Source organism: Hyalangium versicolor (assembly GCF_020103695.1).
Lineage (GTDB): Bacteria > Myxococcota > Myxococcia > Myxococcales > Myxococcaceae > Hyalangium > Hyalangium versicolor.
The window spans coordinates 73935-97737 of the sequence record NZ_JAHXBF010000008.1 but is presented as its reverse complement, the minus strand read 5'-3'; the positions used below and the strand labels follow the sequence as shown (position 1 = coordinate 97737).

18 protein-coding genes are annotated in these 23803 nt (G+C 67.6%); 10 read left to right on the top strand and 8 right to left on the bottom strand.

The window, feature by feature from the left end:
- Positions 1 to 2: 2 nt before the first annotated feature.
- Genes KY501_RS18115 through KY501_RS18105 form a run of 3 tightly spaced genes read right to left on the bottom strand, consistent with a single transcriptional unit; the run spans position 3 to position 1544 of the window.
- Positions 3 to 275: a hypothetical protein gene (locus KY501_RS18115; RefSeq protein ID WP_224364434.1), complete on the bottom strand. Its 273-nt coding sequence runs from the start codon at positions 273 to 275 to the stop codon at positions 3 to 5.
- The gene (locus KY501_RS18110; protein ID WP_224364433.1) at positions 272 to 904 is read right to left on the bottom strand and encodes a hypothetical protein; all 633 of its coding nucleotides are present in this window, start codon (positions 902 to 904) and stop codon (positions 272 to 274) included. The genes KY501_RS18115 and KY501_RS18110 overlap by 4 nt, the downstream gene beginning before the upstream one ends.
- Positions 882 to 1544 (bottom strand): RNA polymerase sigma factor, encoded by a 663-nt coding sequence (locus tag KY501_RS18105; RefSeq protein ID WP_224364432.1) that lies wholly within the window; start codon positions 1542 to 1544, stop codon positions 882 to 884. Before KY501_RS18105 ends, KY501_RS18110 begins: the two co-directional genes overlap by 23 nt.
- Before the next feature lie 240 nt (positions 1545 to 1784).
- Between KY501_RS18105 and KY501_RS18100 the strand changes: the two genes are divergently transcribed.
- From KY501_RS18100 to KY501_RS18085, 4 genes are read left to right on the top strand one after another with little or no spacing between them, the layout of a single operon-like run.
- Positions 1785 to 3425, top strand: a complete 1641-nt coding sequence (locus KY501_RS18100) for a SulP family inorganic anion transporter (RefSeq protein ID WP_224364431.1) — start codon at positions 1785 to 1787, stop codon at positions 3423 to 3425.
- 10 nt (positions 3426 to 3435) lie between these two features.
- Complete coding sequence (locus KY501_RS18095) at positions 3436 to 6654, top strand: YbcC family protein (RefSeq protein ID WP_224364430.1); 3219 nt, start codon at positions 3436 to 3438, stop codon at positions 6652 to 6654.
- Positions 6641 to 8059, top strand: a complete 1419-nt coding sequence (locus tag KY501_RS18090; RefSeq protein WP_224364429.1) for a proton-conducting transporter transmembrane domain-containing protein — start codon at positions 6641 to 6643, stop codon at positions 8057 to 8059. Before KY501_RS18095 ends, KY501_RS18090 begins: the two co-directional genes overlap by 14 nt.
- Complete coding sequence (locus tag KY501_RS18085; RefSeq protein WP_224364428.1) at positions 8059 to 9579, top strand: complex I subunit 4 family protein; 1521 nt, start codon at positions 8059 to 8061, stop codon at positions 9577 to 9579. The genes KY501_RS18090 and KY501_RS18085 overlap by 1 nt, the downstream gene beginning before the upstream one ends.
- On the opposite strand, the gene KY501_RS18080 is transcribed toward KY501_RS18085, so the two are convergent.
- Positions 9576 to 10247, bottom strand: coding sequence for a LysE family translocator (locus tag KY501_RS18080; RefSeq protein WP_224364427.1), 672 nt, complete (start codon positions 10245 to 10247; stop codon positions 9576 to 9578). The genes KY501_RS18085 and KY501_RS18080 overlap by 4 nt on opposite strands.
- A gap of 209 nt (positions 10248 to 10456) precedes the next feature.
- Here KY501_RS18080 and KY501_RS18075 point away from each other — a divergent pair, with 209 nt between their 5' ends.
- The 4 genes from KY501_RS18075 (at position 10457) to KY501_RS18060 (ending at position 15009) form a co-directional block, all read left to right on the top strand.
- The gene (locus KY501_RS18075; protein WP_224364426.1) at positions 10457 to 10969 is read left to right on the top strand and encodes an SRPBCC family protein; all 513 of its coding nucleotides are present in this window, start codon (positions 10457 to 10459) and stop codon (positions 10967 to 10969) included.
- Entirely contained in the window at positions 10953 to 11390 is a 438-nt protein-coding gene (locus tag KY501_RS18070) for an SRPBCC family protein (protein WP_224364425.1), read from the top strand. The genes KY501_RS18075 and KY501_RS18070 overlap by 17 nt, the downstream gene beginning before the upstream one ends.
- Positions 11391 to 11463: 73 nt before the next feature.
- The gene (locus KY501_RS18065) at positions 11464 to 12696 is read left to right on the top strand and encodes a cytochrome P450 (RefSeq protein WP_224364424.1); all 1233 of its coding nucleotides are present in this window, start codon (positions 11464 to 11466) and stop codon (positions 12694 to 12696) included.
- Between the two features lie 90 nt (positions 12697 to 12786).
- Positions 12787 to 15009 (top strand): molybdopterin oxidoreductase family protein, encoded by a 2223-nt coding sequence (locus KY501_RS18060; RefSeq protein ID WP_224364423.1) that lies wholly within the window; start codon positions 12787 to 12789, stop codon positions 15007 to 15009.
- Positions 15010 to 15067: 58 nt separating this feature from the next.
- Here KY501_RS18060 and KY501_RS18055 read toward each other — a convergent pair whose 3' ends face one another.
- Entirely contained in the window at positions 15068 to 15517 is a 450-nt protein-coding gene (locus KY501_RS18055; protein ID WP_224364422.1) for a DUF2147 domain-containing protein, read from the bottom strand.
- 226 nt (positions 15518 to 15743) lie between these two features.
- Between KY501_RS18055 and KY501_RS18050 the strand changes: the two genes are divergently transcribed.
- The gene (locus tag KY501_RS18050) at positions 15744 to 16976 is read left to right on the top strand and encodes a serine hydrolase domain-containing protein (protein ID WP_224364421.1); all 1233 of its coding nucleotides are present in this window, start codon (positions 15744 to 15746) and stop codon (positions 16974 to 16976) included.
- A gap of 14 nt (positions 16977 to 16990) precedes the next feature.
- On the opposite strand, the gene KY501_RS18045 is transcribed toward KY501_RS18050, so the two are convergent.
- The gene (locus KY501_RS18045; protein WP_224364420.1) at positions 16991 to 19000 is read right to left on the bottom strand and encodes a PAS domain-containing sensor histidine kinase; all 2010 of its coding nucleotides are present in this window, start codon (positions 18998 to 19000) and stop codon (positions 16991 to 16993) included.
- A 308-nt stretch (positions 19001 to 19308) separates the two neighbouring features.
- On the opposite strand from KY501_RS18045, the gene KY501_RS18040 reads away from it, so the two are divergent.
- Complete coding sequence (locus tag KY501_RS18040; protein ID WP_224364419.1) at positions 19309 to 20049, top strand: PP2C family protein-serine/threonine phosphatase; 741 nt, start codon at positions 19309 to 19311, stop codon at positions 20047 to 20049.
- Here the strand turns inward: KY501_RS18040 and KY501_RS18035 are convergent.
- Positions 19995 to 22415, bottom strand: coding sequence for a PAS domain-containing sensor histidine kinase (locus tag KY501_RS18035; protein WP_224364418.1), 2421 nt, complete (start codon positions 22413 to 22415; stop codon positions 19995 to 19997). The two genes, KY501_RS18040 and KY501_RS18035, sit on opposite strands and share 55 nt — an antisense overlap.
- Positions 22416 to 22559: 144 nt before the next feature.
- A complete protein-coding gene (locus KY501_RS18030; RefSeq protein ID WP_224364417.1) occupies positions 22560 to 23765 on the bottom strand; it encodes an FAD-dependent monooxygenase in 1206 nt (401 codons plus the stop codon).
- Positions 23766 to 23803 lie beyond the last annotated feature (38 nt).

Below are 23803 nucleotides of genomic sequence, written 5' to 3'. Positions count from 1 at the left end.
GCCTACAGCGGCTCGCCGGGAGCCAGGATTCCTCCCGCGACGAAGCACACGGCGACGGTGCCGAGCATGGCCCAGGCATTGTCGAACCGGCGACCCACCACGACACCCAGGCCGAACGCAATCAGCGGCATGAAGAGCAGCACCAGCGCTCGCGCGAGCGCCACGAGCAACCGGAGCCACAGCACGGGCCCCGTCCCCTGCTCCTCCGCCACCGGCAGGGACTCCCGAGCCGGCAGCTCGCGCTCCGCGAGGAAGTGCTCCCGTGAGAGCCTCATCGCACCGCCCTCACCACGAAGGTCTCTTCGATGTGCCGCGCCTTCAAGGCGTAGGAGACGTTGAACACGTAGCGCCCGGGATCGGCAATCCGCACGCGCAGGGGCTCGGCCTCCTTGCCCGTGGGGGCGGTGAACTGGTGCAGACACCGCTCGCCCTCGCAGCTCACGAGCTGCACCGTGGGCATGTGCGCGGAGTGTTGGTGGAAGTTCAGCTCGGCCGGCGTCTCCAGCATCACCTGGGCCGTGCCCTCGGGGTGCCGCGCCAGTGTCCACGGCAAGGCCACCCATCCCCCACCCTCGGGGAGCTCGAAGGCGAGCTCCCGCTGGGGGAGGGACTCCCGCACCGCGTGCGTCGTGTTACAGGCGCCCGACCCATCCATGCCCACGGTCACCAGCATGCACGCCAGCGCAGCCCCCATCACCCAGAGGCCTCGGTGGGAGCGTCCTCGATGCTCCGGTGCCTTCACGGGCTGAGCAGGTTGGAGCCTCCTCCGGGCTTCCGCCGCCTGAAGTGCCGCGTGGATGGACGCCTGATGATGAGGCGAAGGATGTTCCGTGCGGAACGCCGAGATGGCGAAGCGGGCAGCCTCCGGCAGGGGTGGAAGGTTATTGTCGTCGCGCGAGCTCACGGACTTCCTCCTCTGCACGCTCCTCGTGCGGTGCTGGAACCTGAAAGGACTTGAAGGCGGCGCTCAGCTGGGAGCGTCCTCGAAAGTGGCGGCTCTTCACCGTCCCCACCGGCACGCCCAGGATCGAAGACACTTCTTCGTATCCCAGCTCCTCGACGTCACACAAAAGCACCACCAGTCGGAACTTCTCGGGCAATGCGTGCAGACACCGGAGCAGCAACGCCGCCTGCTCGGAGTGTCCCAGTTGGACCTCCGGATCCGGCTGCTCGGCGCCCCCCGTGAAGAGCGAGCCGAGCACCGAGGAAGCCCCCGTGAGCACCGTCTCCAACAAGGAGCGGCGCCGGGCCACCGCGCGCCGGTTCTCGACGAATTGATTGCGGATGATGCCGCATAACCAGCCCAGGAGGGACCCCCTTCCTTGGAAGGAATCTCGATGCAGATAGGCACGCACCAGCGCGTCCTGGAGCAGATCCTCCGCCTCCTGTCTCTCGCGACACAGCGTCAGGCAGAGCCGGTGGAGTTGGGGCATGAGCGGCGCCACTTCGTCCTCGAAGTGCGCCCGGCCCTCGTTCCCTCGTGACTGCTTGCCTGGGTCTGTGTCTGAAGAGCCGTCCTCCGCGATGGCGTTACGAGCTCGCATCGCGACCCTCTAGCCTCTGCATCACTGCTCCTCCTCTTGATGGAACGAGATTCAATCCGGTTCCCTCGTTTTTTCTTTCAGCGGCCGGCTCCGTTCGGCTGCCCGCTCGAACGTTGAATAAGCAGCAAATCCTCCGGGAACCCGAAAAAGTTTCGTTACGTCCTCCTTGCGTCCCCCTGAGCGGGCGCGCCGCTGTCTGACATTCGCGTCTGCTCTCCTATGTGTGGAGGTAGAGAAGTCATGCAGTCACCGACTGATTCCGCGACCCGGGCCAGCTCCGCGGCACCCGCGTGGAAGAGCGACATCGTCTCCGGGTTCCTGGTCTTCCTCATCGCCATGCCCCTCTGCCTGGGAATCGCGATGGCCAGCGGCTTCCCACCGGTGGCAGGCATCCTCACCGCCGTAGTGGGTGGCATCCTCTGCACCTGGCTGGGCAGTGCAAGGTTGACGATCAAAGGACCTGCGGCGGGACTGATCGCCATCGCCATCGGCGCGGTTCAGGAGTTGGGCGGGGGCGATATGCAGCTGGGCTACCGGCGTGCACTGGCCACCATCACCCTGGCCGCAGTGGTGCAGATCCTCTTCGCGGTGCTGCGCTCGGGGAAGCTGGGGGACTTCTTTCCCTCCTCCGTGGTGCACGGGATGCTCGCGGCCATCGGAGTGATCATCTTCTCCAAGCAGGCGCACACGCTGCTGGGCGTCACGCCCCAGAGCAAGACGCCCTTCGCGCTGCTGGCGGAGATCCCCCACAGCGTGGCGAAGATGAACCCGGAGATTGGCCTCATCGGGATCGTCAGCCTGGTGCTGATCTTCGGCCACCTGGCGCTCAGCCAGCGCATCCCGGCCCTCAAGCGCGTCCCGGCGCCGCTGCTGGTGCTGCTGGCCGCCATTCCCATGGGGCTGATCTTCGATCTCGACCATGAGCACACCTTCACCTGGTCCCAGAGCGCCTACACCGTGGGGCCCAGCTTCCTGGTCAATCTCCCAGGCAACCTGCTTTCTGCCATCACCTTCCCGGACTTCTCGAGTGTCCTCTCGGGTACTTCCCTCAAGTACGTGGCCATGTTCGCCCTGGTGGGCAGCATCGAGTCGCTGCTGAGCGCCAAGGCCGTGGACATGTTGGATCCCCAGAAGCGCCGTTCGGACCTGGACAAGGACCTACTGGCCACCGGCGTGGGCAACCTCCTCTGCGGGCTGCTGGGCGGCCTGCCGATGATCTCCGAGATCGTCCGCAGCTCGGCCAACATCAACGCGGGCGCGAAGAGCCGGCTGTCCAACTTCTTCCACGGCCTGTTCCTGCTGCTCTTCGTGGCGTTCGCGCCCATGCTCATCCACCGCATCCCGCTGGCCGCGCTGGCCGCCATGCTGATCTTCACGGGCGTGCGGCTGGCCTCTCCGAGCGAGTTCGTGAAGACGTTCCGCATCGGTGCCGAGCAGCTGGTCATCTTCTCCTTCACGCTGGTGGTGACGCTGGCCACGGACCTGCTGGTGGGCGTGGCCTCGGGCATCGCGCTGAAGACGGTGGTGCACCTGTTCAACGGCGCGCCGCTGCGCAGCCTGTTCCGGCCGGAGATCGAGACGCACCACGCCGAGGACCGCGTGATGCTGCGCGTGCGGCACGCGGCCGTCTTCACCAATTACCTCACCATCAAGAAGCACCTGCTGCAGCAGAGCAGCGCCCGGCATGTGGAGCTGGATCTGTCCCACGCGCGGCTGGTGGACCACACGACGATGGAACGGCTGCACGAGCTGGAGCACGAGTTCTCCCAGCAGGGCCGCCACTTCCGCATCCTCGGGCTGGAGAAGCACCGCAGCCTCTCCGGACACCCGCTGTCCGCGAAGAAGAAGACGGCGGACGCGAACCTCGGCCTCACCTCTTGAGCCTCACGCCATGAGTCAACCGCATCACGTTGCCGATCACGTTCCCGCCGGAGAGCGCGGAGAGCGGCTGGGACAGGTGTTGGCCCACGCGGCCCACCTGCTCCCGATCCAGGGCCCCATTGGGGTGTTCGTGCACCACAACACGCTGCACGCCTTCCAGCACCTGCCCTTCCACGAGGCCCTGGCCGCCGCGAGCGCGACCTTTGGCACGGAGTCCTACCTGCCCGAGTCCCGCTATCGCGAGCTCTACCAGCAGGGGCGCATCACCGACGCGGACCTGGATGCGGCCCTGGCCGAGCGGGATGCGAGCGAGTCCGTGGTGGAGCTGGCCCCGGGCCCCATCGAGCGCGGGGAGTTGGAGCGGCTGGCGATGCTCTATCCGCTGCCCGTGGAGACCGCGGCCTCGCTGCGCTGGCGCATGGCCGAGCTGGCCGCCTCGCAGCGGCTTCGCGAGGATGTGCCCGAAACCACGCGGGTGCGGTTCCTCCAGCGCTCCACCGAAGGGCTGCGCGCGTGGATGGAGCGCGTGGGCCGGGACTGGACGCTGGCTGATCTGGCGAAGGCCCTGCTGGGACCTTCGCTGGAGGCAAGCACCGATGCCGCACAGGCACTGGCGGCGGCCTTTGGCGGTGACGGCACCCTGCCCTCCTTGAAGGAGAGGCTGCGCCGCAATCCCGAAGCCTTCGCAGTCAGCGCGCTGTGGGCGGCGTGCCGCACCCCGCTGCTCCAGACGAAGCCCCAGGCAGCGGAAGAGCAAGCGGAGCCGGTGCGCAGCCACCGCGAGGTGCTACGGGAGGTGACGGGCGAGGACGTGGCGGACCTGGTGCACCCGCACCTCATCCGGGCGTGCTCGGCCTTCCTCGATCAAGGTGTGGCGCACTGGAGCATGCCCGACCGCGATCGCGGGCTCTATTTCGCCTGGCGCGCCATGAAACTGCGGGGCAGCGGTGTGCTGCCGCCGTGGCTCGCGGGACTGGAGCAGGAGCTCGCCCAGTCCGAGGCCCGGAACCTGTCTGCTCGGGATGTGGTGCTGGCAGCGCTCGATGAGCTGGGCATCCCCGACGCTCACTGGGAGCATGCCCTCACTCGCGTGCTGCTCGCGCTGCCTGGCTGGGCCGGGATGATGAGCCGGCTGGAGACCCACCCTGGGGATCGGCCCGCGGGCGCACCTCCGGCTTCGCTGATGGACTTCCTGGCCGTGCGTCTCACCTTGGAGCTCTTCGCCCTGCGCGATGTGGCGCGGCGGCGAATGGGCTACACCGGCCCGCTGGCGGGGCTGATGGAGCAGGCCCGGCGTCTGGCGCCCCCGCCTTCTTCCCAGCTCGATCGACCGGCGGAGGCGGGCAGCTGGCGCCTCTTCCAGTTCGCGCAACTGGCGGGCATGACGGCCCTGGAGGTGACGGACTTCCCACTGCCCCGGCGCCAGGCACTGCTCGCCTGGCTCGACGCCTTCGACGCTACCGAACGCCGCCGGGTGTGGCAGGAGGCCTACGAGCACCACTACCGGATGCAGGTGCTCCAGGGCGTGGCACAGAACCGCCGCCGCCCGGAGGCGCTGCGCAAGGTGCGGGATCCGCACTTCCAGGTGCTCTTCTGCATAGACGATCGCGAGGAGGCGATCCGCCGTCACTTCGAGGAGCTCAGCCCCCGGCACGAGACGTTCGGCGTGGCGGGCTTCTTCGGCGTCGCGATGGACTTCCGAGGCCTGGACGATGCCGCCAGCGCCGCCCTGTGCCCGGTGGTCGTCACGCCTCGGCACCAGGTAATGGAGCGCCCGCACCCGGACCACGGGCATCTGGCCCAGGCTCGCGCGAGGCTGCGCGCCCTGTGGGCCCGGTTCGATCACGGGCTGCACATGGGCTCACACTCGCTGGAGCTGGGCTGGCTGCTGACGCCGCTGCTGGGTCTGCTCTCCGCGCTGCTGCTGCCGCTGCACCTGTTCTTCCCGCGCACGGTGGATCGCATGCGCCGCGCCCTGTCCCGGAAGATGCTGCCCGCTCCGCGAACGGTGCTGACGGGTCATCGCACGGACGACACGCCCCCGGCTGCGGACATCAAGCCCACGGGCTTCACGGTGACCGAGCAGGCGGATCGCGTGGCCGCCACGCTGCAGAACGTGGGGCTGGTGAAGAACTTCGCCCCGCTGGTGGTGCTGTTGGGCCACGGCGCGATCAGCGTCAACAACCCGCACCAGTCCGCGTACGACTGCGGCGCCTGCGGCGGTCAGCACGGAGGCCCCAACGCTCGCCTCTTCGCGGAGATGGCCAACCGACCCGAGGTGCGGGCGGTGCTCCGCACGCGCGGCATCGACATTCCCGACACCACCGCCTTCGTCGGCGGGCTCCACAACACCACCACGGACGAGGTGGTGCTCTCCGACACGGAGCTGCTCCCCGCGTCGCTTCGTGAAGAGCTGGTAGTGTTCCGGAAGATGATGGACCGGGCGCGGACGCTCTCCGCGCACGAGCGCTGCCGCCGCTTCGCGTCCGCCCCCCTCTCGCTCTCGCCCTCCGCGGCGCTGCGGCACGTGGAGGAGCGCGCGGCGGACCTGAGCCAGGCCCGGCCGGAGCTGGGTCACGTCACGAACGCGGCCTGCGTCGTGGGCCGCCGCGCGCTGACGCGGGGGCTGTTCCTGGATCGCCGCTCCTTCCTCGTCTCGTACGACCCGACCATCGACGCCACGGGCTCCATCCTGGAGCGCATCCTGGCGGCGGTCGGGCCCGTGGGAGCCGGCATCAACCTGGAGTACTACTTCTCCTGCGTCGACAACGACCGCTATGGGTGTGGCACCAAGCTGCCCCACAACCTCACCGGCCTGCTCGGGGTGATGGACGGGGTGGAGAGCGATCTGCGCACGGGGCTGCCTCGGCAGATGATCGAGATCCACGAGCCAGTGCGCCTGCTCATCATCGTGGAGGCAAGCCCGGCGGTGCTCGGGGGCATCTACGAGCGCCAGCCCGAGGTGCGTGAGCTCGTTGGCAACGGCTGGGTGCAGTTGGTGAGCGTGGACCCCGAGACGGGCGTCATGCAGCGCTTCACGCCCCGAGGCTTCCAGCCCGTCACCCCGCCCGAGGCACCGCTGCCGGTGGTCTCCGCTTCGCCCGAGTGGTACCGCGGGCAGCGGGACTTCCTACCGCCTGCGTTGATCGACACCACGTTGGAGTCCCCCGTGAAACGGCGCCGGGCTCCCTCTCACCATGTTGGGGATTCCGTCCATGCAGCTCAGTGATTTCGAGGTGGGGCTGCTCGCTGCCTCAGTGCCCCTCTGGCCCGCGCTGGCCCTCCTGCTGCTGGGTTGCACCCTGCTGCTGTCCCGCGCTCCGCGGGAGCGGGCTGTGTCGGCCTGGGTGCTCCGCTCGCTGTGGTTGTCGCTGGTGAGCTCGGCGGCGACGGCGATCATCCTGCTGACGCGCCACCAGGATGTGCTGGTGCTGAACCTGGGGCCGTGGTTCTCCGCCGGCGAGTACAGCTTCGAGGTGTCCTTCCTCTTCGATCGCCTGTCGCTGACGATGATGGTGCTGGTCAGCGCCATCACCCTGCTCATCGGCCGGTTCTCGGTGAACTACCTGCACCGTGAGCAGGGCTTCGCGCGCTTCTTCCTGCTGCTGGCGCTCTTCGCCACGGGCATGCTGCTGCTGGTGGAGGCGGGGAGCGCGGATCTGCTCTTCGCGGGCTGGGAGATGGTGGGCCTGTCGTCGGTGATGCTGATCGCCTTCTTCCAGGAGCGGACGACTCCGGTGCGCTCCGGGCTGAGGGCCTTCACCATCTACCGGCTGTGCGACATGGGCCTGCTGGTGGGCGCGGTGCTGCTGCACCACTGGCTGGGGACGGCCGAGTGGACAGAGGCGCTCGGAGCGAAGCCGTGGCCGGGTCCAGCCGTGGCGGCGGGCGAGGTACAGATGACGGTGCTGGGGCTCTGCCTGGTGGTGGCGGCCATGGGCAAGTCGGCCCAGTTCCCCTTCAGCAGTTGGCTGCCCCGGGCGATGGAGGGGCCGACGCCCTCGAGCGCCCTCTTCTATGGAGCGCTCTCGGTGCATGCGGGCGTGTACCTGCTGCTGAGGGCCGCGCCGCTGCTGGCGTCCTCTCCTGTGGTGTCCATCGCGCTGGTGGGGGTGGGACTGGTGACGGCCGTGCACGCCACGCTCGCCTGGCGCGTGCAGACGGATGTGAAGAGCGCGCTGGCGTACGGAGTGCTCACCCAGGTGGGATTGATCTTCGCCGAGGTGGGTCTGGGGCTGTACCAGTTGGCGCTGGTGCACCTGGTGGCGCATGCGTGCCTCCGGTGCTTGCAGTTGCTACGGGCCCCTTCGGCGCTGCGCGAGGTGCAGGCCCGCCGGTCAGCGCTCCAGGCGGCGCAGGCTCCGGCCGTGGCGGTGGTGCACCGCGCGCTCCCCCAGGGACTGGTGCGGCGCCTCTACCGGCTGGCGCTGGAACGCTTCGCCCTGGAGGTGCTGCACGAGAGCTGGGCGATGCGTCCGCTGCTCCGCCTGGGACAGTGGATCGATCAGGTCGAGAGGTATTGGGTGGGTGCGCTGAGCGGCTGGACCTCGAAGCCCGCGCCTCGCACCACGCCTGAGACCGAGGTGCTGACAGCCGATCGTTCATCGAACGGCGAGTCGACAGGAGCTGTGTGATGCAGGCGACGTCCCTTCCTCTTCTCTCGATGCTCGTGGCGGTGCCGGCCCTGGGGGCCGCGACGCTCGCGTGGATCCGTCAGCCTGCACGCGCGCGCCAGCTGGCCATCGGCGTGTCGGCCGTCACCCTGGCCCTCGCGGGCGTAGCGATCGGGCTGTTCCGGAGCGGCCAGCCAGGTCCGCAGCTCGTGGACGCGTGGGGCCGGGTGCCGCTGCTGGGCGTACTGCTCCAGTTGGGCGTGGATGGCGCCAGTGTCGTGGCGATGTCGCTCACCGCGCTGCTCACCCTGGGCCTGGTGGCGGCGGGCCCCCGGCAGATGCTGGATCGGCACACGCTGGCGGTGCTGCTGCTCACCGAGAGCGCGACACTGGGCTTCTTCTGCACGCAGGATCTGGCGCTGCTGTCGGCCTTCTGGGTGGCCACGCTGGTGCCGGCCTGGGTGCTCGTCTCCCGGAGCGCACGAGCGCGACCGGAGTCCCGGGCCCTGCTGACCTTCCGGACCTACATGCTCGCAGGGACCTTGCCGCTGCTGCTGGTGACGGTGCTGCTGGGCGTGCTCGGCTTGCGCGCGGGTATCGAGAATCCGTTCGAGCTGACGGGGCTGGCGGCTCGCGGCGTTCCGGGCTCGTGGCAGCCGGTGCTCTTCGGGCTGCTGCTACTGGCGGCGTGTGTGCGGATGGCGGTAGTGCCCTTCCACTCGTGGCTGCCGGTGCTCATGGCGCGAGGGCCGTTCGGGCTGAGCCTGCTGCTGGTAAACGTGCACGCGGGGCTGTTCCTGCTGGTGCGAGGGGTGATCCCCCTGATGCCGGTGGAGTGGGCCGCCGGAGGAACGTTGCTCGCGGCGGTGGGCCTGTTCAGCGGGCTCTACGGTGCGGTGCTGGCGCTGGCGCAGGTGGATCTGCGCCGCACGGTGGGCTTCCTCATGGTGAGCCAGTCCGGGCTGATGCTGGCGGGGCTGGCGACGATGAACACGCAGAGCGTGGCCGGGGTGCTGCTTCAGAGCGTGGCGACCGGCGTGGCGCTGACAGGGCTGAAGCTGGTGGTGCAAGTGCTCGGGGCACGGACGGGGACCACGGATATGACGCGGCTGGGGGGACTGGTGCGCAAGGCGCCCCGGATGGCCGCCTTCTTCTTCCTGCTGAGCTTCGCGAGCCTGGGATTCCCGGGAACTCTGAGTTTCGTGGGTGAGGATCTGCTGCTCCACGGTGTGTTGGAGGCCCACCCGCTGGTGTCACTGCCCATGTTGCTCACGACGGCGCTCTGCGCCATCACCCTCTTCCGGGCCTTCCAGAAGACCTTCCTGGGAGGGGTGGGCGAGGAGCAGAAGTTGCTGCTCGAGACAGTGGAGGATCTGCTGCCGCGCGAGCGCATCGCGGCCCTGGGATTGTTTGCCCTGGTCTTCGTGGGAGGAGTGATCCCGGGTCCCCTCCTCCGAGTGCGCGAGCATGCGGTGGAGACCCTGGTGGAGCGCGTGTCCTCCGCGCGGGGCGGGGCCGCCACGACCCACGAGCGGCCCTAGCCCGAAACCAACAGCCGGATTCCGTAGACCACCAGCACCAGCGCGAGCACCCGGCGGATGATCGGCTCCCGGCGGGAGTACGCCCGCCGGACATGCCCGGTGGACAGGCCCCAGGCCAGCGTCCCGTACCACGCCATGGCGATGGTCACGATGCTCGCGGCGGCTACCACGCGCACCCACAGGGGAATCTCCGGCGCCGCTGTGGGAGCGAGAATACTCAGATAGAACGGCATCGTGTTCGGGTTGGACAGGCTGGCGAACAGCCCACTGCGAAACGGCCGGTCTTCCTCACCCGCCAGCGCCCGCTCCACGGGAGCCATCTCTGGAGCCATGGCCGAAGCCATGGCCGGAGCCTCTGAGGAAGCCACTGGGGCCTTGAGGGCGGAGCGCAGCCCCTTCACGCCCAGATAGACGAGATACACCCCACCCACATAGCGCACGGCGCGCATCCCACCCGGGATCTGCTGAAGGAGTACGGCCACCCCGCCCAGGATGACGCAGAGCCACGCCGCGTTCCCCAGAGCGATTCCCAGCACGGCCCAGGCCGCGTGCCGGCGCGAGGCGGACAGTGCCAAACGCGTCACGATGAACGTGTTCGGCCCGGGGGTGATCACCGCCAGCAGGTAGAGGCCACAGATGGAGGCGATCAGGGTTCCGGGCGCGGTCATGACTGCGACTCGTCTATCACCCGACACTCTCCGACAGGAGAGAAGCGCGCTGATCCACCTCACCACTCCGAGAACGCGCTCGCGCGACTTTCTTCACTTTGGGTCTTCCCCCAGCTTGAAGGATCTTGAATTTTTTTATTCACCGTTGATAATGGCTTCTCCCGATTTCCTAAATTTTGCGACCTTTCCCCACAATCAGGCAGCGTGACATGGAAAGCAATTGGTACCATTTCAACGAGCACTGGGAGATTCCTGGCTTCACCCCCGGCGAGGTGTGGCAGGTGGTGGTGGACGCGACAAAGCTCCCCGAGTGGTGGTCCGGGGTCTATCAAGAGGTGTCGCTCGTTGATCCGGGAGAGGACTCGTGGTCGGGCGCCTGTGTGAGGGCGCGCGCCCGGGGGCTTCTGCCGTACCAGCTGCACTTCACGCTCGAGCCCATGGTGCTGGAGCCGGGGCGGGAGATCGAGATCCGCACGCACGGGGACTTCGAGGGCATCTGGCGGGCGACCTTCAGCTCCACGGAAGACGGGACGTGGATCGACATCCAGTGGAGCGTCTCGGTCTCCAAGCCGCTGATCCGTTACACGAGCTGGCTGCTCAAGCCCATCTTCGCCTGGAATCACCGGTGGACGATGCCGCGGGGAGAGGCCGGCCTGCGGGCCTACCTGGCCGCCCAGCGCGCCTCGAGCGAAGCCGGTGAGCTGGATGCGAGTTTCGCATAGCGTCTTCATCCGCCGTCCCGTGGAGCAGGTGTTTGCGTACGTCACCAACTTGACCAACGAGCTGCGCTGGCAGCCGGAGATCAAGGAGGTGCGCATCACCTCTCCCGGACCGCTGGGAAAGGGCTCGACGTTCATCGAAGTGCGCCAGTCCTTCGGCCGGAAGTGGGTGTGGTACTTCGACATCGAGGAGTTCGAGTTCCCTCGGAGCATCCGCGTGCGCAGCACCGCGGGCTCGACGATGCCCTATGTCGGCACCCGGTCGTTCGAGCCGGCCCCCGGAGGCACCCTGGTCACCGAGTCCGGTGAGCTGACATTGCCGGGCCCGTTGCGGCTGTTCGACGGGCTCTTCTCGTATTTGTCACGCCGGCCGCTCGCGTTGGCGTACGGCAATCTCAAGGCCTTGCTGGAGGCTGATACATGAGATGATATCAGCACTTGTAGACGCGTCCTGATGTGGAGTTGCCCGCGAAGTCAAAACACCAGAGTCACAGCCCATGAACCTCGGCACGATCAATACCTTTCATCCGTTCATCCCTCCGCTTCGCGACAATCCGCATCCGTTCTTCACCCAGGCCCGGACCGCGCAACCCGTCTTCTTCAGCGACATCCTCCAGGCCTGGGTCGTGACGCGCTACGAGGACCTCTATACCGTCCTCCAGGATCCGAAGCGCTTCTCCTCAGCGAACAACCTCGCAGTGAATCGCGAGGCGCTCGTGCCAGAGGTGCAGGCGCTGCTCCGGGACAGCCACTACCGGGATCCGCCGCTCGTGAACGAGGACGCCCCCATCCACACGCGCCGGCGCGCCCACTTCAAGAAGGTCTTCTCCCAGGAGGCCATCCGCTCCCTCGCGCCCCATATCCTCGCGACGACGAACCGGCTCGTGGATGGCTTCATCAATGATGGGCGGGCCAACATGGTGGAGCAGTTCACCTTCCCCCTGCCCATGAGCATCATCCTGTCGTGGATGGATATTCCCCAGTCCATGCTGCACACCTTCCGCAAGTGGGGTGATGCATGGGTGTTGCTGCTCTTCGCGTCGATGCCGCCCGAGCAGCAGCGGGACTGCGCGAGCCAGGTGGTGGAGCTGCAGCGCTATGTGGCCGACTGCATCCGGGAGCGCCAGGGCAAGGGCCGGGACGACGCCATGAGCCAACTCGTCACCAACCTGCTCAGCCAGGAGGAGCTCACCACCGAGGAGCTGGCGGGAATGATCTCCGGCGCGGTGATCGCTGGGCGGGCGACGCTGACGAGCTCGCTGGGCATCGCGACCCGGGTGCTGTTGCAGCAGCCCGGGCTCTGGAAGCGCCTGGCTGCGGAGCCGGCGCTCATTCCCCAGGCCGTCGACGAGGCCCTGCGGCTGGAATCCCCCTTCTGGGGGCTGCACCGGACGACGACCGAGGCAGTGAACGTCGGCGGGGTGGATATCCCCGCGGGAGCCCGGGTGATGATCGCCTTCATCTCCGCCAACCGGGATGAGGGGCGCTTCGCCAACCCGGACAGCTTCCAGCTCGAGCGCTCCAACGCGGCCCATCACGTGGCCTTCGGCAAGGGCACGCACGTGTGCGTGGGCTCGGGCCTCGCCAAGCAGGAGCTCCACACCGCCATGGAGGTCCTGACGCAGCGGCTGCCCGATGCCCGGCTGGTGGATCAGGAGTTCGCCTTCGTTCCAGGCCTGCTGCGGCAGCACGCGTATCTGAATCTGGAGTGGACCCCCACTCGCAACTGAGAGCGCTGCAACCGTCAGCTGTGAGCACCGCTCCTCGCCTCGGGCTTCGCGCTACAGTCCCGGGCCGGAACGAGGTCGAGGAGCGAGCCCATGCCCACCACCCACTATCGCAGCTGCACCCTCTGCGAGGCGACCTGCGGCGTCGCGATCGAGGTCGAGGGCGATCAGGTCGTCTCGATCCGGGGTGACGACGCGGATCCGTTCTCGCGCGGCTACATCTGCCCCAAGGCCACCGCGCTCGCGGACCTGCACTACGACCCGGATCGCCTGCGCCGACCGATGCTGCGGGAGGGCTCCAACTGGCGTGAGATTCCGTGGGACGAGGCGTTCGATCTCACCATCGAGCGCCTGCGCGCGGTGCGCGACGCCTACGGGATCGACGCCATCGCGACGTACCAGGGCAACCCCACCGCCCACAGCCTGGGCCTGATGCTCCACGGCCAGCTCTTCCTGCGCCGCCTGGGCACCCGTAACGCCTCCTCGGCGACCTCGATCGATCAGCTCCCCCACATGCTCGCCGCGCTGATGATGTTCGGCGACCAGCTGCTCATGCCGGTGCCGGACCTCGACCGGACCGAGCACATGATCGTCCTTGGCGGCAACCCGCTGGTGTCCAACGGCAGCGTCATGACCGCGCCCAACGTCAAGCAGCGGCTCAAGGATATGCGCGCTCGGGGTGGGCGCCTCGTCGTCATTGATCCGCGCCGCACCGAGACCGCTGGGGTCGCTGATCGCCACCTCTTCATCCGGCCCGGCACCGACGCCGCCTTCCTGCTCTCGTTCCTGCACGTGCTCTACGCTGAAGGCCGTGTCCGCCTCGGGCGCCTCGCTGACTTCACCGAGGGCATCGAGGAGCTCGGCCGCATCGCAGCGCGCTACCCTCCCGAGGCGACCGCCGCCGCCACCGGTATCGCGCCCGATGATGTTCGCGAGGTGGCACGCGGGTTCGCCGACGCGCCTCGCGCCGTGCTCTATGGCCGTGTCGGCATCTGCACCCAGGAGTTGGGCGGGCTCGCCGCCTGGCTGTGCTACGCGATCAACGTGGTGACCGGCCACCTCGACTCCCCCGGCGGCATGATGTTCACCACGCCGGCGATCGACATCGTGCCGTTCGCACGATTCCTCGGCTACGACGGCGGCCACGCGCGCTGGACCAGCCGCGTCAGCAAGCTCCCAGAGTTCGGCGGTGAGCTTCCCATCGTCACGCTCGCCGAGGAGATCGAGACCCCTGGTCCCGGTCAGGTCCGCGCCCTGATCACCAGCGCTGGCAACCCGGTGCTGTCATCGCCGGGCGGCCCTCGCCTCGAGAAGCTCCTGCCCACGCTCGACTTCATGGTCTCGGTGGATCCGTACCTCAACGAGACGACACGCTTCGCCCACCTCATCCTGCCGCCAACCTCTCCGCTCGAACGGGCGCACTACGACGCCGCGCTCGCCGCCTTCTCGGTGCGCAATGTCGCCAAGTACTCGCCGCCCCTGTTCGAGCGCGGCCCTGATCAGCGGCATGACTGGGAGATCTACGCCGAGCTGAGTGCTCGCTGGATGGCGCCACGTGGCCCACTCGGGGCGATGGCCACCCGTGCACTGCGAAGCACCCTCCTCGGGAGCACGCCCGAGACCCTCCTCGCGCTCGGCCTTCGCACCGGCCCTCATGGCCTGCTCAAGGGCAGCGCCGGGCTGTCACTCGACAAGCTGCGCGCCTCACCCCACGGAATCGACCTCGGCGCACTCGAGCCGCGCCTGCCGGGGCGGCTCAACACGCGAGGCAAGCGCATCCACCTGGTGCCCGCGACCTATGTCGCCGACCTGCCCCGCCTCGATGAGCGGCTCGCCTCATGGACCGCGCACGGCGCTGGAGGTGGCCTCGTCCTCGTCGGGCGCCGCCACCTGCGCAGCAACAACTCGTGGCTCCACAACAGCTTCCGCATGGTGAAGGGCAAGCCACGCTGCACCCTGCTGGTGAACCCGCGCGACGCGGCTGCCCGAGGCATCACTCACGGCGACAAGGTCCGCCTCGCCTCGCGCACCGGCGCGGTGGTGGTGCCGGTCGAGATCAGTGACGAGATGATGCCGGGCGTGGTCAGCCTGCCCCACGGCTGGGGACACGGCCGTCCCGGCACTCGCACCCGGGTGGCCAACGCCCACGCCGGGGTATCCGCCAACGACATCACCGAGCCGGCATTCGTCGATCAGCTCTCGGGGACTGCGGCGCTCACCGGCGTCGAGGTCACCATCGAGCGCGTCGCCACCGAGGCAACACAGGCCGCTCCGGTTGAACTGTTGGAGCAGCCAGCGCAGCCCGTGGAACCCTGAGCGTTCAGGCCCCGCCACGGGCGGAACTTGGTGCGACGCCAGGGCGAAGCGTCGAGAGCTACTCGGCGCGGACCCAGTGTTGGGTGCGCCCGAGGAGGGACAGGCCGATATAGCCGCGGACCTTCAGCTTCTTGCCCCCGTCCTCGATAGAGAGCTTGACCTTGTAGGTCTTGCCGTTGTTCGGGTCGAGAATCGTTCCACCGGACCACTCATCATCGTCCTTCTTGAGGTCGCGCATGATGACCATGCCGATGATGGGCTGGTCCTTGAGCGCCCCCTCGCACTTCTTGCAGACCGGGTTCTGCTCCTCGTTGGGCTCGGGGAAGATCTTCTCGATCTTCCCGAACAGCTTGCCGCCCTCCTCGTAGATGGCGATGACGGACTTGGGCTTCTTGGTCTCGTCATCGATGGTGGTCCAACGCCCCACCGGACTCGCGGCCTGGGCGAAGGCGCTCGAGGCGAACAGCACGGTCAGCGTGGCCAGTCCCAACCAACGGTTTGCAGTCATTCTGAGTTCCTCCGGCAGCAGGGGCACATCTCGGGAGGAGCCATGCGCCGTGGTGACATCCCCCCATGTCCATCCTTACTCCGCACGGGAGCCTATCCCAGAGCGGGGTCCTTCACAGAAGCGTGTGCCCTGGAACATCGCTTCACCCGCCGGACTGTCGCTGAAAATCGATATCCCTCCCCACGAGTCGTGAGGTAACCCTCTGGGCGTGGAGGAGCCTCAACACATGGCGGACTTTGGCATCGACGTCGACCCGAAGGAGGTCGGCCTGGACGCGCGGCGGCTGCAGCGCATCGACACGCACTTCCGCCGGTACGTCGACGACGGGCGGCTCGCGGGCTGGCAGGTGATGGTCTCTCGCCGTGGCAAGGTCGCGCACCTGACGTCCTACGGGCTCGCCGACAAGGAAGCCGGACGCCCCGTCGAGACGAACACGCTCTGGCGCATCTACTCCATGACGAAGCCCCTCACGTCCGTCGCGGCGATGATGCTGTGGGAGGAGGGAGCCTTCGAGCTCACGGATCCCGTCAGCCGGTGGCTGCCCGAGTTCTCCCAGCCGCGCGTCTACGTCGGAGGGCCGGCGACCAAACCGGCCACCGTGCCCGCGACGGAGCCCATCCGGGTGTGGCACCTGCTCACGCACACCGCCGGGCTGACGTACGGCTTCCTCAGGACCCACGTCACCGATGAGATCTACCGAGTCCGGGGGTTCGATATCGGCGCGCCCGAGGGTTTCGATCTCGCCGCCTGCGTCCGCGGGTGGGCGGAGCTCCCGCTGGCGTTCCAGCCCGGCGCGGAGTGGAACTACTCGGTGGCGACGGATGTCCTCGGCCGGCTCGTGGAAGTCATCTCCGGACAATCGCTCGACGCGTTCTTCGCCGAGCGCATCCTGGGCCCGCTCGGGATGACGGAGACCACGTTCGGGTGCCCTACGGACAAACTGCACCGGCTGGCCGCGCTGTACAGGATGGGGCCTGGCCTCACCGAGCCGGTCCGCTCCGACGGCCTCGGCCGGAGCCCCATGCCTCCGCCCTGGCTATCGGGGGGCGGCGGGCTGGTGTCGACGACGCGCGACTACACCCGCTTCACCTGGATGCTGCTGAACGGCGGTGAGCTGGACGGCACGCGGCTGCTCTCCCCACGAACCCTCAGCTACATGACGCGCAACCACCTGCCCGGAGGCGTGGACCTCACTGTCTACGGGCGGCCGCTGTTCGCCGAGACGCGGTACGACGGCGTGGGGTTCGGATTGGGCTTCGCCGTGGTCATCGATCCGGTCGCCTACCGCACGCTCACGAGCGTGGGCGAGTACCACTGGGGCGGCATGGCGAGCACCGCGTTCTGGGTCGACCCCGCCGAGGAGTTGACCGTGGTCTTCATGACCCAGCTCCTCCCCTCGAGCACCTACCCGCTCCGCCCGCAGCTGCGCCAGCTCGTCTACCAATCCCTCACCGACTGAGCGCCCTTCGGTTGTTACGCCCTTCTCGATTCCGCCACCCGGTGCACCGTCGGGATCGTGAAGAAGAAGGTACTCCCCTGCCCTGGCGTGCTCTCCACCCAAATCCGACCGTGGTGGGCCTCGACGATGCCTTTGACGATCGGCAGGCCCAGACCCGCTCCGCGCCGCTCGGTTTTCCGGGCTTGCCAGAAGCGTTCGAACAAGTGCGGTACTTCCTCGGCGGAGATCCCATTGCCCGTATCGGCGACCCAGAACCGCACCTCGCCCTCCGCCGGTACAGCTCCGACGGTGATACGGCCGCCCGGCTTCGTGAACTTGAGCGCGTTGCCGATCAGGTTCTCGAAAATCTGGGTGAGCCGGTCGTGATCGGCCCAGACGTCAGGGAGGTTCGGCGCGACCTCGAGCCGAAGCTCGAGCGAAGCGGATGTGGCGAGCGGCTTCTGGGTCTCGACCGCATCGGACACAACCTGTTGTGAGGAGACCCGTGCCTGTTCGACGGACAGGTGGCCCGCATCCATGCACGACACGTCCAGGAGATCCTGGATGAGGCGGCTCATCCGGATGGCCGAACGCTCGATGGCCTCGACCGCCTTTTGAGAGCGCCCCCCCGTGTCCTCCCGGCAGCTCCGGAGAATGTGCGTATGCATGAGGATGCTGTTGAGGGGGTTGCGCAGATCATGCGCCACCACCCCCAGAGCGTCATCCCGGGCGTGCGTGGCACGGCAGGCCGCGCGATACAGTCGCGCGTTCTCGATGGACAGCGACGCCCGTTGTGCAAGCTCCTCAGCCAATCGGAGATCGGCGGGCCCGTACACGGTGGAGCCCCTCGAAGCCCCCCAGGCGATCGCCCCCAAGAGCCTCCCACGCGCCACGAGCGGCACCGCGACCAGGGAGCCGATCTCCGCCTCTTGAAGGGCACGATGGTACTCCTCGCTCCGAGACAGCGACGCGATCAGCTCCACCGACGCGTGCTGCATGAGAACAGGCCGCCGCGTCTCCAGAATCGACTGCAGCAGGTGCGGGTGATGCCGATCATGCGGAGGCTGTGAGAGCCGCTCGCAGAGACAGGCCCTGGAGGAGTCCCGACAGGTGACCTTGATCCGCCGGGCCTCCTCGCTGGTCTCGACAAGCTCCACGATGCAGAGGTCCGCGACATCCTGCACCACCAGATCGGCGATCCGCGTCAGCGTCTCCTCATAGTCGAGGGTGTTGGCCAGGGCCAGGCCGACCTCCGACAGGAACCTCTGCTCCTTCTCGAAGCGCTTCCGCTCGGTGATGTCCTCGATCTGGGCGACATAGAAGCGAGGCGCGCCATCGTGGCCGCGCAGGAGCGAGACACTGAGCATGACTTCGACGATCGTCCCGTCCTTGCGGATGTATCTCTTCCCACGCTGGTATCGAGGGATCTCCCCCCGGGAGAGCAGTCCCGCCAGCGAGCGATCCACTCCGACATCCTCGGGATGGGTGATGGCCGCGAAGGTGAGTCCCATCAACTCCTCCTCCGTGTAACCGACGATCTCGCAGAGCACGCGGTTGACGCGGGCGAAGCGTCCCCCAGGTGCGACCAGGGCCATCCCGATGGGCGCCTCGTCGATGGTGAGCCTGAACCGCTCCTCGGACTCCTGGAGCGCCAGCTGGGCTCGCTTGATCTCCGAGACGTCCGTGACGAGGACGTAGAAGCCACGCACCACCCCGTCCACGATGTCGGGGATGTAGTTCGCGAGGCTGTAGCGAGGGGGACCGCCAACGGGATTGGGAATCTCTCGCTCGAATTCCTGCGGCTCGCCGCGCAGCGCTCCCTGGATGTATGGCAGGTTGAGCGCATACAACGGTCCCAACAACTCGCTGAGGTGCTTGCCTATCAGTGCCTCGGGAGAAACTCCGAACCATCGCTCGTAAGCGCGGTTGGCGAACCGGCACCGGAGCGAGGAATCCCAGTAAGCGAGCATCGCGGTGATCTTGTCGGCGAGCGCGCGCAACACCTCGCCCTCGGGACGCACGGGTTCCAGATCGTTGCTCGACACAAACACCCCCCGTTGCACCCCATTCAGAGTGCACTACAGGAGTTTTCTACCAGAACTCCTTATCAAGATCCGCCGTGCCCGACCCAAGCACCCCCGCCACCGGCCGAGAGACGAGCCCACGTCGCGCCCCATGAGTGCACGTCCGCCCACCGCCGTTTCGCCTCGCGGCCAGGGTGGGGAGAAGCGCCCCCACTCCAGGTACCTCCCAAGCCTCGACCTGGGGTGTAGAGACCCCAAATGTCCCTGTGTTTTCGCGGGCTTGGAGGTGGCCGTCCGCTTGCTCTTCCTGAGGGAACAAGGAGGACGAGATGCAAATCGAGAGCGCGGGACTCACTCACATCGGGCGGCGGTCCCAGAACGAGGATGCGTATTGCGTGCGGCCGGAGCTGGGCTTGTTCGTCGTGGCGGATGGAGTCGGTGGCCAGGAAGGAGGAGAGGTCGCCAGCCAATGCGTGGTGGAAGCCTTCACGACGTTCAAGGAGCGTCTGGTACGCGACGCCGAGGCCACCTGGCCGCACAAGCCGGATCGGCGGCTCAGCGCGGAGGAGAATCTGCTGGAGGCCTGCACGGCGCTGGCACAGCGCGCGGTGGTCTCCCGGCGCGTGGGGCCCTTGAAGGAGATGGGCTCCACCGTGGTAGCCCTGGCCGTAGGAAGGCAGGGCGCGGCGGTGGCTCACGTGGGAGACAGCCGGCTGTACCGGCTGCGCGGCGGGCAGCTCGAAGCGCTCACGCGAGACCACTCGGTGATGGAGGAGATGCGCGCGGCCGGCCTTGAGCCGCCCCCCCGAAAGCAGAGCGCCTTCGGTCACATCATCACGCGCGCGCTGGGCACCGAGCGTGCGGACCCGGCGGTGCAGGCACTGGAGTTGCGACCGGGAGACGTGTACCTGCTGTGCTCGGACGGACTGTATGAGCCACTCGGCATGGAGGGGCTCATCGCTCGACTGTCTTCAGGCACTGTCTCCGAGGCTTGCGAAGCCCTCGTCTCTGGCGCCTATGAGGCCGGGGGCAGCGACAACATCACCGCGGTGGTGTTGCGCGTCGCTTGAAACAGGGGAAGGGTGAAGCGGAAGGTGGAGCCGAGGCTCAGCTCGCTCTCCACCCAGATGCGGCCTCCATGGCGGCCGACGATGTCCCGGCAGATGTAGAGCCCCAGGCCCAGCCCTCCAAACCCCGAGATGGGCGCGTTGCGCGCCCGGAAGAAGCGCTCGAAGAGATGCACCTGCTGATCCGCCGGGATACCGATTCCGGCGTCCGAGACGGAGATGAGCGCCTCGGCCCCATCCCGAGTGAGCGCCACGCGGATGGGGCCGCCCAGGGGGCTATACTTGAGGGCGTTGTCCAGCAGGTTCGTCAGCACCTGGGAGATCCGTCCCCGGTCCCCCTCGATGATCAGCTCTTCCGGGCTCTCCTCGTACTCGAGCGTATGGTGGGTGCAAGCGGGCCGGAAGTCCGCCAGCACCTCGCGTACGAGCTCCCGGAGGGGCAAGGGCTCGCGCCACACCGCGAGCTGTCCCACCTCCACCTGCGAGGCATCCAGCAGATCGGAGATCAGCCCCGAGAGCCGGGCCACCTGGGAGAGCGCCTTGTCCGCGAGGTGGGGTGGAATGGGCTGCCCGGAGTCGCACCGCTGCTTGAGCATCTGCAGGTGGAGCTTGAGGGGCGTGAGGGGAGTCTTCAGCTCGTGCGAAGCGATGGAGAGGAAGTCGTCCCGGATCCGAATGGCCTCATGGGCCTCGTGCAATAGCCGCTCACGCTCCTGCTGCGCGCGGCGCTCCGCCGTCACCTCGACCACCACGGCGCCCACGCCCACGAGCCCGTCGAGCGGGGTCCGGATGGGGTAGTAGCTGACACGCCAGGAGCGCACCAGTCCCGGTGTCGCCGGTACCTCTACCGTCAGTTCCAGTCCGATGAGCGGCTCGCTCGTTTCCAGGACCCGACGCATGAGTGGCTCAACGGAGAGCGCCACGGAGGGCGCTACCTCGCGGAGCGTCCGGCCCAGCTCCTGCTCACGGGTATGGCCATGGAGCGAGGCCAGTGCGTCGTTGATCCGGATGTAGCGCAGATCCCGGTCCAGGAAGCCCATGCCGATGGGCGTGTTGTTCAGGAAGGTATCGAGCAGGGCGAGGGACTCCGCCATTTGCGCTCGCGCTCGCTGCTCGGCCTCCAGCAACCGCTCCTGCGCTTCCTTGGCGCGGCGCTCCTCCGTCACGTCCCGGTAGCTCCACACACGGCCGATGATGGTGTCTCCCATCCGTTGGGGCAGCGACGTGCGCTCGAGAATGCATCCGTCGCGGAACTCGACCGTGTCGACATACTCCTGGTCGGAGATCAGGAACATCTCCTGGAGCCGCGCGACGAACTGCGCCGGGTTCTTCACCCGGGGAGCGGCGGCGACGACCGCCTGCATGGCGTCCACGCCCGTCAGCAGCACGTCGTCGGGCAGCCCCCAGAGCTGCTGGAATCGCTTGTTGTAGGCGCTGATCCGCCGCTCCACGTCCACCGCCACCACGCCGTCCGCGGTGGAGTCGAACGTGGCGCGGAGCAAAGAGACTGTCTGCTCCAGCTTCTCCCGGGCCCGGCGCTCCGCCGTGACGTCGCGATAGCTCCAGATGCGGCCGACGATGATGCCCCCCACCCGTTGGGGCCACGTGTTGCGCTCCAGGAGGATTCCATTGTGGAGTTCGACGAGGTCGACCCCTTCCTGCTCGGGATCCGCATACATCTCGCGAATCCGTGCGGTGAAGCGCTCGGGATCCTTGACGAGGCCGATCGCGCACACGAGGGTCTTCTGGGCGTCCACCCCCTCCTGCAGGAACTCCTCAGGCAGCCTCCAGAGCTGCTGGAACTTCTTGTTGAAGGCGGTGATCCGCATGTTCCTGCCCACCACGAGCACGCCATCCGTGCTCGTGTCGAACGTGGAGCGCAGCATCGCGACGCTGCGCTCCAGCTCCACGCACCGCTGGTGGGTCCGGGCGAGCTCCAGGGCCAGATCCTCACGGGCAGCAGGCGCGGCGTTCGAGTCCTCGGCCGCGCTCATGCAGGCACAGGCCCCCAGGATCCGGCCCTCTGCTCCGAAGACGGGAAGGATGAGGGCCTTCACCCCATCCATCGAGCCTACTGCCGGTCTGCCAGTGAGAGCGATGTCGAGTGCCTCCTGGAGCCAGGGGAGCGTACCGAGCACCTCCTTGGTGGAGCGTCCTTCGACGGCCTTGCCCTCCCAATCGCTGGCGAGCCTCAACGTCTCATCCACCCGGGCGATGCGCTTGCGGTGATCAATGATCAACGCGGCGTGGAGGCTGGAGCCCACCTGCAGGAGGATCTCGGGAAAGGGGGGAATGACCGTATGAGCGGTCTCCGCAGGAGGGGGGGCATCTTGCAGTGCCTCACTTCCATGCATATCAGCGGTCGCCATGCGTGCCTCACCCCGTGGCCCAGCCCTTCCTGCCGCGTAACCATGACGAAGGTGAAACACCCCCGTGGGGTCATAAAGTCAGGGGTGCTCGCGCACGGGGTGCAACCCAGGGCAGGGAGGCAGTTGAGCGCCGCAGTCCCGGCTTCACCCCGGGGCGGCGGAAGCCCTGGGCCTGAGGCGTGACCGCACCCATCCCCTGGCGGAATGGCCCCAGCGCAGCATGTCTCTCACCGCCGCATCCTGGCTGGCCAGGTGAAGGAGGTAACGCCACCGTTGCGGGACTCCCCGGCGGTTCAGCAGCGCCCAGGCGAAATCCACCGCGTGTTGATCAACATGGCGCGGGACGTTCTCGAACCACCTGGCGCTGAGGCGTGCCGCGCTCTGCAGCGAAGTCAGCGCGGTGCGCCGTTCCTGCTCATACTCCACGAGCGCCGCGGGGAGGCTCGCCGCGGCGCACAGCTTCCTGGCCAGTCCGATCGCATCCTGGATGGCCAGCTTCGTCCCCGAGCCGATCGAGAAGTGGGTGGTGTGGGCGGCATCGCCCATCAGCACGACATTGCCATGGCTCCATCGCGCGTTGGTGACGCGCTTGAAGTTGAGCCACTGCGTCGTGCCGTCACCCCGCTTCTGGATCATCAGTGAATGGCCCTCCAGGTGGCGCTTGAAGATGCCCTCCAGGCACCGGAGCGTCTCATCAGGCCCCAACTGGCCGAAGCCCAGCCCCTCCCAGGTCTCCGGCGGGCACTCGACGATGCAGGTGCTGGCCTCGTCGTTGAAGCGGTAGGCATGGAACCAGATCCAGCCCGCCGGGGTCTCCTCGAAGGCGAACGTGAACTTGTTGAACACCTTGTCGGTGCCCAGCCAGATGTAGCGGGCCTTCCCCTGCTCCACGTGGGTGTGGAAGGGATTGCCGTGGAGCTGGCGGATCCGGCTGTTGGCCCCATCGCAGGCGACGATCAGCGATGAGCCCGAGAACTCGGACAGATCCTCGACCTTGCGTTGGAACTGGACGTTCACCCCGAGGCTCTTCGCCCGATCGAGCAGGATGTCCAGCAGACGCTCGCGCCCCATGCTGAACGCATAGCGGCCCACATGGGCCACCTGCTGGCCTCGAAGGTGGATCTCCTGCGTATCCCAGCCGGCGGCCGCTCTCTCGATGGCCCGCGCGCTCTCCGGATCGCTCCGGTAGAGATCGTCCAGGAGATCCTCCCAGAACACGACTCCCCACCCGTACGTCACTCCCGGGGGATTGCGCTCCACCACGATGACTTCGTGGTTCCTGTTCGACAGCTTCGCCAGGATCGAGAAATACAGACCGGCGGGGCCCGCACCAACACAGACAATTCTCATGAGAGCACGGAAGGTTGACCTCCGAACGCTGAAGTTCA